This window comes from Actinomadura rubrobrunea NBRC 15275 (assembly GCF_001552235.1).
Taxonomy (GTDB): Bacteria; Actinomycetota; Actinomycetes; order Streptosporangiales; family Streptosporangiaceae; genus Spirillospora; species Spirillospora viridilutea.
Map to the genome: position 1 here is coordinate 1 of NZ_BCQU01000038.1, position 12,118 is coordinate 12,118.

At 74.1% G+C, this 12,118-nt stretch carries 10 protein-coding genes; 3 read left to right on the forward strand and 7 right to left on the reverse strand.

Going from position 1 to position 12,118, the window contains the following annotated elements:
• On the reverse strand, positions 1 to 918 hold a 918-nt coding region (locus AR3_RS13895), incomplete at its 3' end, for a serine/threonine-protein kinase (protein ID WP_169803833.1).
• A gap of 419 nt (positions 919 to 1,337) precedes the next feature.
• Here AR3_RS13895 and AR3_RS13900 point away from each other — a divergent pair.
• The 3 genes from AR3_RS13900 to AR3_RS13910 all read left to right on the forward strand — a co-directional run bounded on the left by AR3_RS13900 (position 1,338) and on the right by AR3_RS13910 (position 5,109).
• Positions 1,338 to 1,868: an NADPH-dependent FMN reductase gene (locus AR3_RS13900; protein WP_174545449.1), complete on the forward strand. Its 531-nt coding sequence runs from the start codon at positions 1,338 to 1,340 to the stop codon at positions 1,866 to 1,868.
• 226 nt (positions 1,869 to 2,094) lie between these two features.
• A complete protein-coding gene (locus AR3_RS13905; RefSeq protein WP_106258830.1) occupies positions 2,095 to 3,498 on the forward strand; it encodes a sensor histidine kinase in 1,404 nt (467 codons plus the stop codon).
• 123 nt (positions 3,499 to 3,621) lie between these two features.
• Positions 3,622 to 5,109 carry a carboxyl transferase domain-containing protein gene (locus tag AR3_RS13910; RefSeq protein WP_067914148.1) on the forward strand — a complete coding sequence of 496 codons (1,488 nt, stop codon included), beginning with the start codon at positions 3,622 to 3,624 and terminating at the stop codon, positions 5,107 to 5,109.
• A 26-nt stretch (positions 5,110 to 5,135) separates the two neighbouring features.
• Here AR3_RS13910 and AR3_RS13915 read toward each other — a convergent pair whose 3' ends face one another.
• The 6 genes from AR3_RS13915 to AR3_RS13940 all read right to left on the reverse strand — a co-directional run bounded on the left by AR3_RS13915 (position 5,136) and on the right by AR3_RS13940 (position 11,991).
• On the reverse strand, positions 5,136 to 6,167 hold the full coding sequence (locus AR3_RS13915; RefSeq protein ID WP_067914150.1) for an SRPBCC family protein: 1,032 nt from the start codon (positions 6,165 to 6,167) through the stop codon (positions 5,136 to 5,138).
• A 17-nt stretch (positions 6,168 to 6,184) separates the two neighbouring features.
• Entirely contained in the window at positions 6,185 to 7,027 is an 843-nt protein-coding gene (locus tag AR3_RS13920) for an SRPBCC family protein (protein WP_067914152.1), read from the reverse strand.
• A gap of 227 nt (positions 7,028 to 7,254) precedes the next feature.
• Positions 7,255 to 8,682 carry an aldehyde dehydrogenase family protein gene (locus tag AR3_RS13925; protein ID WP_067914155.1) on the reverse strand — a complete coding sequence of 476 codons (1,428 nt, stop codon included), beginning with the start codon at positions 8,680 to 8,682 and terminating at the stop codon, positions 7,255 to 7,257.
• Between the two features lie 141 nt (positions 8,683 to 8,823).
• A complete protein-coding gene (locus tag AR3_RS13930; RefSeq protein WP_067914158.1) occupies positions 8,824 to 9,831 on the reverse strand; it encodes an LLM class flavin-dependent oxidoreductase in 1,008 nt (335 codons plus the stop codon).
• A 79-nt stretch (positions 9,832 to 9,910) separates the two neighbouring features.
• The gene (locus tag AR3_RS13935) at positions 9,911 to 10,195 is read right to left on the reverse strand and encodes a hypothetical protein (protein ID WP_146150299.1); all 285 of its coding nucleotides are present in this window, start codon (positions 10,193 to 10,195) and stop codon (positions 9,911 to 9,913) included.
• Between the two features lie 101 nt (positions 10,196 to 10,296).
• Positions 10,297 to 11,991 (reverse strand): ExeM/NucH family extracellular endonuclease, encoded by a 1,695-nt coding sequence (locus AR3_RS13940; protein WP_067914163.1) that lies wholly within the window; start codon positions 11,989 to 11,991, stop codon positions 10,297 to 10,299.
• Positions 11,992 to 12,118 lie beyond the last annotated feature (127 nt).

Here is a 12,118-nt window from a genome sequence, read left to right on the forward strand (position 1 = left end):
CGCCGGGCCGGGCGCCGCCGGGCCGGGCGCGGCCGCGGCGGCCTCCGGCGGGGCCTCGGTCTGCCGGACCAGCGTGAGCAGCAGATCGGCGGCCGACGGCCGGGCCGTGGGGTCCTTGGCCAGCGCGGCGCGCACCACCGGCTCCAGGGTCGGCGGCAGCCCGGACAGGTCGGGCTGCTCGTGCATCACCCGCAGGGCGACCTCGGTGGGCTGGCCGTCGCCGAACGGCAGCCGCCCCGTCCCCGCGTACACGATCAGGCAGCCCCAGGCGAACACGTCGGCGGCCGGGGTGGCGGCGCCGCCGGACAGCACCTCGGGCGCCATCCAGCCGGGCGTGCCGAGCACGGTGCCGCCGGTGGTGGTCGTGGACGGGGAGTCCTGCGCCCGGGCGATGCCGAAGTCGATGACCCGGCAGCCGGACAGGGTGAGCATCACGTTGGCGGGCTTGAGGTCGCGGTGCACCAGGCCCGCCGCGTGGATGGCGGCCAGCGCCGACGCCACGCCCACGGCGACGCCGTGCAGGTCGGCGGGCGGCAGCGGGCCCCCGGAGGTGATGCGGTGCTGCAGCGAGATGCCGCCGACGTACTCGCTGACGATGTAGGGACGGCCGTCCTCCTCGCCGTGCGCCAGCACCCGCGCGGTGCAGAACGAGGCGACCCGCCCGGCGAGGACCGCCTCGTCGCGGAACCGGCGGCGGTAGGACGGCCGGGCGGACAGGTGCGGATGGATGGTCTTGACCGCGACCCGCCGGTCGGTCCCGGGCTCGCGGCCCAGGTACACGGTGCCCATCCCGCCGGAGCCGATCCGGCCGAGCAGGGTGTAGCCGCCCACCGATCGGGGGTCGGTGGGTTCGAGGGGGCGTACGTCGTCGGCGGGGGAGCCGCTTCCCTGGGGGGAGCCGGATGCGTGCGCTTCCATGCCGTACCTCGTGACCCCTTTCGACGCCCATTTACGGCCTGCCCCGATAGGGACCAAGTATGGTGCCGGATCCCCGGTCGAGGGGGACGGACGCGCAAACACGGGCCGAAACGTGATCGTCACTTCGATGTAGCACCGCGTGCATGAACGTTCGGCACAGTGGTTCCCGGATCGGCGACCGGCCGGCCTCGCCGGAACCTCCTCGGCGCGCGAGGCGCCGGTCGGCGGCACCGAAGGCGATGTCCGCGCGGGCGGCGCTCTAGGGGTGGGAGGTACCGCTCGCGCGGGCATCGATCCGCCTCCAATCCACGTCCCGGGTCGCCGCGGACCCCTCCTGTCGCCGGTGTTCGGCCAGGTCGGTCGGCATCCGCCGACAAAACAGGTAATACCTGTTGACTTAGTGGGGAATCCTCGCCAGGATGGCGGACGTGAGCTTCACGGTCGTCGTCGGCAACCCGCGTCCCGCCTCCCGCACCGCGTCCGTCGCGGTGGCCGCCGCCCGCGCGGTGGTCCGCGCCGCCGGACTGCCCGACGCGGTCGACGTCGTCGACCTGTCGGCGCTCGGCCCCGCGGTGCTGGAGTCGCCGACGCCGCGGGAGGTGACCGACGCGCTCGACCGGGTCCGCGCGTCCGATCTGCTGCTGGTCGCCAGTCCCGTCTACAAGGGCGCCTACACCGGGCTGCTCAAGGCGTTCCTCGACCTGCTGCCGCACCGGGCGCTCGTCGGGACGACGGCGCTGCCGCTGCTGGTGGTCGGCGCCCCGGAGCACGCGCTGGCCGTGGAGGTCCACCTTCGACCCCTGCTCGTCGAGCTGGGCGCGACGGTCCCCACACCGGGACTGGCGCTGCCGGAGGAACGGCTCGTCGCCCCCGACGCCGTGCTGGCGCAGTGGGCCGAGCAGGTCGTCCCCGCCGTGCGGGGCGCTCCAACGGCGGGGACTGTCCGGTGACCGGGGCGGTGGAGGCACGGCCCGTCCCGGTCACCGGCGGCGACGTCCCGCGGGTCGGCCCTGGATGCGGCGTCCCCGTCGGCACGCTTCGCCAGGTTTCGCCGCCCCGTCCCTCGGTATAACGGGTCCTGCCGATCGTTCGGTGTTCCCGTTTCGGCATGCCCCCCGGCCCTCGGGAACCGCGGCGCACAGGTCGTAGGCGGTCTGGGACGGGAGGGCGCCACGGATGCCACGTCGCCGACTGCTCTTCCCGCCTTTGTCCGAATGGTCGCTGCGGCTGCGGGTGACGGTCGTCGCGACCGTGATCATGGGATTGCTGCTGTCGCTCGGCGTGGCGGCGTTCTATCTGACGCTGCGCTGGACCACCGACGACCAAGTGCGCCAGCGCGGGCGGGACGCCGTCCACGAACTGGCCGCCACCGTCCGCCTGCACGACCCGCGCGGGGACGCGCTGCAGTCTGAGGTGGACGGGTACAACCTGCTCCAGTCGGTGGACGACCACGACCATGTGCTGGCCGCGAGCGCGGCGCTGGCCGGGTATCCGCCGATCTCCGACCTGCATCCGTCCCGCCCCGGGGAGATCGCGACCGAGCGGGTGACCGTCCCCGGCGTTCCCAGCAAGGTCTTCGTCTCGGCCACGCGGGTGCGGGCGCGCGCCGGCTGGCGCACCGTCTACGCGGGCACCCCCGAGTACCAGCACGCCGCCGTCGGACGGATGCTCGTCATCACGCTGGTGCTGCTCGTCCCGCTGTCCATGGCGCTGACGGCGTGGCTGGTGTGGGGCGCGGTGCGGCGCGCCCTCCGACCGCTCCATGTGATGAGCTCCGAACTCGCCGCGATCAGCGGGGGCGAGCCGTACGGCCGGGTGAGCGTGCCCGGCGGCGCCGACGAGGTGGCCGAGCTCGGCGAGGAGATCAACCTGGCGCTGATCCGCCTGCAGCGGACCGTCGAGCGGCAGCGGGCGTTCGCCGCCGACGTCTCGCACGAGCTGCGCAGCCCGCTGACCGGCCTGCGGGCCCAGCTGGAGGACGCCCTGGAGAACCCCGAGGACGAGCAGTGGCCCGAGGTCGCCCGCGCCGCCCTGGACGACGCCGACCGGCTCCAGCGGATCGTCGCCGACCTGCTGTTCATGGCGCGCCTGGAGGCGGGCGTGCAGATCGAGCGGCGCCCGGTCGACCTGGGCGAGCTGGCCGCCGAGGAGCTGGAGCGGCGCCGCTCGGAGGTGCCCGTCGAGCTGTCCGCGCAGCCCGGGGTGCTGGTGCTGGGCAGCCCCGACCACCTGCGCCGGCTGCTGGTCAACCTGCTGGACAACGCCGAGCACTACGCCCGCAGCCGCGTGTGGGTGAACGTGCGGGCCGAGGGGCGCACCGCCGAGCTGGAGGTCCTCGACGACGGGCCCGGCATCGCCCCCGAGGACCGCGAACGGGTGTTCCTGCGCTTCCAGCGGCTCGGCGGGGCCCGGCGCCGCGAGCACGGCGGCACCGGCCTCGGCCTGCCGATCTCCCGCGACATCGCGATCGCCCACGGCGGCAGCCTGCACGTGGCCGACAGCGACAAGGGCGCCCGCCTGCTGCTGCGGCTGCCGCTCGCCCGTCCCCCCCGAGCGCACCTGACCGCGCCCGGCGCTTGACCCCGCCGCTACGCTTCCAGCATGAACGGCGGGCCGCGATCACGACCGTCCCGTTCCTCCGCCGCGGCCTCGTCCTCGGGCGCGGCCCCGGTCGAACGGTCGTTCGGCGGCGCGCGGCGCGGCATGCGGGCCGCGGCGCTGGTCGCCCACGTCCTCGACCCCGGCACCTGGGTCCCGTGGGACCGGCCCCCCGCGGACGCGGCCGAGCCGGGCTCCCCCTACGCCCGCGAGCTGGCGGCGGCCCGCGAGCGCAGCGGGTGCGACGAGGCCGTGATCACCGGCGAGGGGCGGCTGCGCGGGCGGCGGGTGGCGCTGGTGGTGTCGGAGTTCGCCTTCCTCGCCGGGTCGATCGGCGTGGCCACCGCCGACCGGATCGTCGCCGCCGTGGAACGCGCGACCCGCGAACGGCTGCCGCTGCTGGCCGCGCCCGCGTCCGGCGGCACCCGCATGCAGGAGGGCACGGTCGCGTTCGTGCAGATGGCGCGCATCGCCGCCGCCGTGATGGCGCACCGCGCCGCCGGCCTGCCCTACCTGGTGTACCTGCGGCACCCCACGACCGGCGGGGTGCTGGCGTCGTGGGGGTCGCTCGGGCACGTCACCGCCGCCGAGCCGGGTGCGCTGATCGGCTTCCTGGGGCCGCGCGTGCACGAGGCGCTGCGCGGCGAGCCGTTCCCGGACGGCGTGCAGGTCGCCGAGAACCTGGCCGCCAAGGGCGTGGTGGACGCCGTCGTCAGGGCCGACGAGCTCGCCGAGAGGGCCGCCACCGCGCTGAACGTGCTGTGCGGGGCCGGGGAGCGCGGCCGGCGGCCGCCGCCCGAGCCCGCCGAGGAGCTCTTCGAGGATCCGCCGGACGTCCCCGCCTGGGAGTCGATCGTGCGCACGCGGCGCGCGGAGCGCCCCGGCGTCCGCGACCTGCTGCGGCACGGCGCGTCCGACGTGACGCCGCTGTCGGGGACGGGCGAGGGCGAGGCCGACCCCGGGCTGCTGCTCGCGCTCGCCCGCTTCGGGTCGTCCCCCTGCGTCATCGTGGGCCAGGACCGGCGCAGCCAGCGCTCCGGCCACCCGCTCGGACCGGCCGGGCTGCGCGTCGCCCGGCGCGGCATGCGGCTGGCCGCCGAACTGGGCCTGCCCCTGCTGACCGTGGTGGACACCCCCGGCGCCGTGCTGTCGGTCGAGGCGGAGGAGCGCGGCCTGGCCGGGGAGATCGCCCGCTGCCTGGCCGAGCTGATCACGCTGCCCGCGCCGACGCTGTGCCTGCTGCTGGGCGAGGGCACCGGAGGGGCGGCGCTGGCGCTGCTGCCCGCCGACCGGGTGCTGTGCGCGCGGCACGCGTGGCTGTCGCCGCTGCCGCCCGAGGGCGCCTCGGCGATCGTGCACCGCACCGTGGACCGGGCCGCCGAGACGGCCGCGGCGCAGGGCGTGCGCTCGCGCGACCTGCTGCGCGACGGCATCGTCGACGCGGTCGTCGCCGAGCGCCCCGACGCCGCCGACGAACCCGACGCGTTCTGCCGCCGCGTCGCCGCCGTCCTCGAACGCGAGCTGGCGCACCTGCCGGCCGCCGACCGCGCCGTCCGCGCGGCCCGCCACCGGCGGCTCGGCCGGTCGGGCTGACCGCGCCGTCCGCCGCGCAGCGGGGCTCAGACCTGCTCGTACTCCTTCTCCTTCGCGCGCTCTTCCGCGTGTTCCTCGTGCTTCTTCGCGCGGCGCGGCGTCTTGCCTTCTGCGGCGAGCGCGTCCTCGTGCGACTTGACGACCTCGCTGTCGCGGATCTCGCCGCGCCAGCCCTCGAGCTCTTCGGGGTGGCTGAGGACGTGGTTGATGAGATGGCGCCGGAAGTGCTTGAGTTCCAGTCGCACGCGGCGTCCCTGCGCGCGCCAGAGGTTGGCGGTCTTCTCGAAGAATCCTTTCGGGTGGTATTCGAGGGAGACGAGGACGCGGGTCAGGTCGGGGGCGAGTTCGTGGAAGGTGACGCTGCCGTCGACGTGTCCCTTGGCGCCTTTGGACTGCCAGGCGATCCGCTCGTCGGGGATCTGCTGGGTGATGGTGGACTCCCAGCTGCGGGTGGACCAGAAGATCTGGGCGGTCCAGGTGAGTTTCTCGTCGGATTCCTGGTTGACGCTGTGCACCTTCTTCATGAAGGAGGGGAAGTCCTCGAACTGCGTCCACTGGTCGTAGACCATCCGCCGCGGCGCGCCGATGTCGATGTGCTCGACGATATTGGTGACCTTGATCTTCTTGCCGCCGCCGCGACCGCCGCGTCCCGCGCCTTCGGCGCGTTCCGGCGCCTTGCCGAACAGCCGCTTGAGACCGCCGGCCGAGGGCTTGCGCTCCGTCCCGCCGGACTCCTTGCCGCCGCGCGCCTTCTCGGGCGCGCTCCCCGCGGCCTTCTCGGTCTCGGCCGTGGACGGTGCGCCGCTCCCGGACGCCGAGGTCTCCTGGGCCGGTGCGCGCCGGCTGAGACGGCTCGCCGCCCTGGCCGCCGCGATGGCGGCGCCGAGGCCGAGCAGCGCGCCGCCCGCCGTGGCCGTGGTGCGGTTGACGGGCAGCGGGAACTTGCCGCCGCCGGTGAGCGCGTCGGTGACCCGGTCGACCGGCGACTGCTTCTTGCCGCCGACCCGTTTGGCCAGCTGCCATAGGGCCGCCCCGGTCGTTGCTTTGGCGAACTTCATGATGTGTCGACCTCCGCCTACGTCGATGTCTGCGGAATCCTCCGCGCCTCGCCCCGGTGCCCGTCGACCACCTGGCCGTCCCGGATCTCACCCCGCCAGCCGTGGACCTGTTCGGGATGCGTGAGGACGTGGTTCATGACGTGGCGCCGGAAGTGCTTGAGTTCCAGCCGTACGCGCCGTCCTTGGGCGCGCCAGATATTGCCGGTCTTTTCGAAGAATCCCTTGGGGTGGTATTCGAGGGAGACGAGGACGCGGGTCAGGTCGGGGGCGAGTTCGTGGAAGGTGACGCTGCCGTCGACGTGTCCCTTGGCGCCTTTGGACTGCCAGGCGATCCGCTCGTCGGGGATCTGCTGGGTGATGGTGGACTCCCAGGTCCGGGTGGACCAGAAGATCTGGGCGGTCCAGGTGAGTTTCTCGTCGGATTCCTGGTTGACGCTGTGCACCTTCTTCATGAAGGAGGGGAAGTCTGCGAACTGCGTCCACTGGTCGTAGACGACCCGCCGCGGCGCGCCGATGTCGATGTGCTCCACGATGTTGACGACCTTCGCCTTCGCGCCGCCGCCGAAGACGCCCGCGATCGTCTCCTTGAGCACCGTCCACACCGCGCTGAGCACCGCGCGCGTCGGCGAGCGGCCCTCGCTCAGCCGCCGCACGCCCGCCAGCGCGCCCTTCATGAGCGGTCCGCCGTGCTCGGCTTTGGCCGTCAGCGTGCGGACCGCGCGTTCGAGCCGGGCGTCGATCCGTGTGGTGACGGCCCGCTCCAGCCGCCGGCCCAGCTCCCACCGGCGCGCCGCCGCCATCCCGCCGCGTGCGCCGAGGTAGATCGCGGCTCCGGTGACCAGCCCCTTGCGGAAGTCCATGCGTCCTGCCCCTCGCCTCAACCGGCTTGTGGCCGCACTACCCCCGACAAATAGGCCGAAACAGCAACATGGCGTACTAAGCCCGATACATTCTGTTTCGTTATATAGATGCAAATATCCTGCAAAAGGATTTTTCTGGGGAGAGGGGTGCCGGGTGGACGGCGGCCGTGACGGCGGACGCGAGGCCCGGCGGGCGGCCGCACCCGCGGGCCGCCCGCCGGGCGCGCTCACAGCGGCAGGCCGGTCAGCACCATGATCTTCTCTTCGGTGTAGTCGATCATCGCCGAGCGCAGGCCCTCCCGGCCCACGCCCGAGTCCTTGACGCCCCCGTACGGCATCTGGTCGGCCCGGTAGGACGGCACGTCGCCGATGACCACGCCGCCGACCTCCAGCTCGCGGAAGGCGCGGAAGGCGATGTCCACGTTGCGGGTGAACACGCCCGCCTGCAGCCCGAACTTCGAGTCGTTGACCAGGCGGAACGCCTCGTCCACCCCGTCCACCGGCTGCACCAGCAGCACCGGCCCGAACACCTCGTCCCGCGCCACCTTGGCGTCCGCGGGCACGTCGGCCAGCACGGTGGGGGCGTAGGCGGCGCCCTCGCGGGTGCCGCCGGCCAGCACGCGGGCGCCCGCGGCGACCGCCTCGTTCACCCAGCTCTCCACCCGCCGCGCGGCGTCCTCGCTGACCAGCGGCCCGACCTGGGTCGCGTCGTCCCACGGGTCTCCGGTGACCAGGCCCTTGACCGCGTCCACCAGCTTGGGCAGGAAGACGTCCCGCACCGAACGGTCGACGTAGACCCGCTGCACGGCGATGCAGCTCTGCCCGGCCTGGTAGTTGGAGAACAGGGCGATGCGGGACGCGGCCCAGTCCAGGTCGGCGTCCGGCAGCACCACCGCGGCGCCGTTGCCGCCCAGTTCCAGCGTGACGTGCTTGCGCGGCACCCGGTCGCGGATCGACCAGCCGACCGGCACCGACCCGGTGAACGACACGACCGGCAGCCGCGGGTCGTCCACCAGGCCGCCGGCGCGGTCGTTGGGCAGCGGCAGGACGGAGAACATCCCGGCGGGCAGCTCGGTCTCGGCCAGCAGCTCGCCGAGCAGCAGCGCCGACAGCGGGGTGGCCGGCGCCGGCTTGACCACGATCGGCGCGCCCACCGCGATCGCCGGGGCGACCTTGTGCGCGGCGAGGTTGAGGGGGAAGTTGAACGGCGTGATGCCCAGCACGGGCCCCCGCGGCACCCGCGCGATGTACGCCATCCGGCCGGCCGCCGCCGGGTCGGTGTCCAGCCGCTGGGCGGCGCCGCTCCACCGGCGGGTCTCCTCGGCGGCGAACCGGAACGTGGAGACCGCCCGCGCCACCTCGGTCCGCGCCCACATCAGCGGCTTGCCGTTCTCGCCGGTGATCAGCCGGGCGATCTCCTCGGACCGCTCGGCCAGCCGCCGCGACACGTGGGCCAGGGCCTCGGCCCGCACGTGCAGCGGCAGCGCCGCGGCCTCGGCGCGCACCGCGGCGGCCGCGGCGACCGCCTCCTCCACCTGCGCCGGCGTCGGGACGGCCGCGGCGCCCACCACGCGCCCGTCGTAAGGGTGGGTAACGGTCAGCTCGTCGTCACCGGTCGCGGGCCGACCGGCCAGCCAGAATGGGGTCACGTTCATGGCCTCACGCTATCCCTCCGCTGTCCCCGCGCCCGCGGCGCGACAGCTTGCGTACGACGCGGTGGTGCGCTTCCTGCTCCTGCTGGTGATCACGAGTCCTCCTCGAGGAGCGTTCTGGACGACGGGTGCGGGAGGCCGCGGCTAACGCGGCGACGCGACGGGCTCGGGCTCGAGGTCGTAGAGCTCGGCGAGCAGCTCATAGGAGCGCACGCGGTCGGCGTGGTCGTACACCATCGTGGTGACCATGACCTCGTCGGCCGCGGTCCGCTCCACCAGCGCGTCCATCTGCCGCCGCACCGTGTCCGGGCCGCCGACCACCTGGGATTCCATCCGGGACCGGATGATCTCGCGTTCCAGCGGCGTGTACGGGTGCGCCGCCGCCTCCTCCGGCGTGGGCAGCGGCCCCGGGCGGCCCTGCCGCAGCCGCAGGAACGACAGCGCCTGCGGGGCGGCCAGCTCCCGGGCGCGCTCGTCGCTCTCGGCCGCGGTCACCGACACCGCGATCATCGCGTACGGCCGGTCCAGGTCCGGCGACGGACGGAACGACTCGCGGTAGATCTGCAGCGCGGGCAGCGTGTTCTCGGCGCTGAAGTGGTGGGCGAACGCGAACGGCAGCCCGAGCAGCCCCGCCAGCCGGGCGCTGAACCCGCTGGAGCCCAGCAGCCACACGGGCGGCTCGTTGCCCGCCGCCGGGGTGACCGCGCTGTCGGGACGGAAGTAGCCGCGCAGCTCGGCGACCTGCTCGGGGAAGTCGTCCGCCGACAGCGCGTCGGGGGAGCGGCGCAGCGCGCGGGCGGTGGCGGGATCGGTGCCGGGCGCCCGGCCGAGGCCGAGGTCGATCCGCCCCGGATATAGGGCCTCCAGGGTCCCGAACTGCTCGGCGATCACCATCGGCGCGTGGTTGGGCAGCATGACCCCGCCGGAGCCGACCCGCATCCGCTCGGTGACCGCCGCCACCTGCCCGATCAGCACCGCCGTCGCCGAGCTGGCGATCCCGGGCATGGCGTGGTGCTCGGCCAGCCAGTACCGCCGGTAGCCGAGCGCCTCGGCGCGCCGGGCCAGGTCGAGGGTGTTGCGCAGGGCCTGCGCGGACGTGGAGCCGCTGGCGACGGGGGCCAGATCCAGAACCGAGAACGGAGGGACGCTCATGACGGGTGTCAACCGACGCGGCCCCTGTCCTCTTCCCGCGGCCGTCCGCGCCCCGGCGGCCGCGCGGGGCGCCCCGCGGTCAGGCGGCGAACGCGTACACCACGGCGCCGATCGCGACCGGCACGAGCGGCAGCACCGACACGCACAGCCACGACCACGTCACCAGGCGCCGCGCGCCCTGCGGGTCCTCGGCGAACCGCTCCTCGGCCCGCGTGTAGAGGATTGCGCCGACGAACAGCAGCGGCAGGAACGCCAGCATCGTCCACAGGCCCAGCGCGAACGCGAGCACCTGCCCGCCGCGCGTGTACGACCCGTCCGTCCCGATGCCGAACCCGAGCCTCGGCGAAGCGGCAGTAGTCTCCACGGCACATCCGATCACTGAGGGGAATGTGACCGGGATCATACGCCCCGAGCAAACGCTCGGCCAGGGCCGTCGGCGCCGGACGGCCCCGGCCGCACGGGCGGTCAGCGCAGCCGCAGGCCGACCAGCACCGGGTCGTGGTCGGACGAGCGGTAGGCGTCCGGCTCGTACAGGGACGGCGGGTTGTACTCGGTGTTGTAGTCGAGGATCGGCGGTTCGTCGCTGTTGATGTGCCAGATGTCGGCGCCGGTGACGCGGCGCGCCAGGGACCGTCCCGCCAGGGCGTGGTCGAGCTCGCCGGACTGGCCGTCGAAGACGTAGCTGTAGCGGCGGTCGGGCCGGACGAAGCGTTCGGTCAGGCTCGCCAGGCCGGCGGCCTTGAGCACCCTGACCGGGTCCTCGTCGCCGTAGGAGTTCAGGTCGCCGATCACCAGCGGGGCGGTCTCCCGCGCGGCCAGGTCGGCGACCGCCCGGGCCTGGGCGATCCGGCGGGCGGTGTAGCAGCCCTGTCCGTCGCCCTGGTCCTGGTCGGGGCCGGTGGCGCCGTCGCAGCCCTTGGACTTGAAGTGGTTGACGATCACGGTGAACACGGCGCCGCCCGTGGTGGGCCGGAACGCCTGCGCCAGCGGGCGGCGTTCGAACACCGGCGCGTCCGACGAGCGGGCCGCGCCGACCGGCCTCACCCGGCCCGGCTTGTAGATCAGCGCGACCTTGATCTCGTCGGTGCCGGGGCCGGGATGCGGGATCCACGCGTAGGCGCCCGCGCCGACCTCGGCGTTCAACCGGTCGACCAGCGCCTCGACGGCGGTGTCGCCGTTGTTCTCCACCTCCATGAGCCCGACCACGTCGGCGTCCAGGCCCGTGAGGGCGGCGGTGAGCTTGGCGAGCTGCCGCTCCCGCTCGGCGGCGGTGTCGGCGCCGCGCGCGCCCAGCGTGGTGAACCAGTTGAGGGTGTTGAACGAGGCGACCTTCACGTCGCCGCCGACGTTGCGCGGCCGGACCGGGCGCGGGTTGGTGCGGGCGAACGCGACGGGCCGGGTGGGCTGCAGCCGGTAGGAGCCGAACCCGTAGCCGAGCACGCCCGTCAGCCCGGCGGTGGAGTCGCCGATGCGCAGGACGCGCGGGCTGGTGTAGGGCACGTCCGCCGGGTTCTGGACGTCGGAGCCGTCGTCGATCAGCAGGCGGCGCGCGTCGTTGGCGGCCTGCGAGGGCGCGCCGGGGCGGTCGGTGGGCTGGAACAGGCGGCCGCCGGCCGCCACCGCGACCTCTCCGTAGCGTCCGAGCCGGTAGGTCTCGGTGGCGGTCAGGCGCTGCGGGAAGCGCAGCAGCATGCCCTCATACCGTTCCAGCGTCACGCCCTGGGGCAGCGGCAGCCGCACGCCGGTCGGCTTGACGCGACGGCCGGTGCCGCAGACCCGCACGGCCGTCACGGGCGACAGCTCCGTCTGGCCGTTGTACTCGGCGGCCTTGCCGGTCACCAGCACGCGGTCGCCTTCCTCGACGGGGATCGTCGAGTAGGCGAACAGGCCCTCGGACGTGCGGGGATCGCCGTCGGGGGCGGTGCTCTGCAGGAAGAAGCCCTTGAGCTGGTCGGCGCCCTGGAAGTCGCCGGTGACGACGCCCTCGACGGTGACGGTCGTGCCGTTCACGGGCGTGGCGTCGCCGGCGCCCTGGACCTCGGCGATCGTGTGCGTGGCGGTGCCGCAGGCGTTCTGCTCCGCGCGGGCGGCCGTGCCGCCGGCGGCGGTGACCAGCCCGGCGACGGCGACCGCGAGTGCTGCTGATGATGATCGGCGCATGCGCGGAGGCTAGGACCGGCGCCGTGCCGGATGGTTGCGCTTCGGCGAAGACTCAACCAACGTGTAATGGCTCATGGTGATCACGAGGCATATCCGTATTTGCCCAATTTTCGGGGCTGTGGCCGCG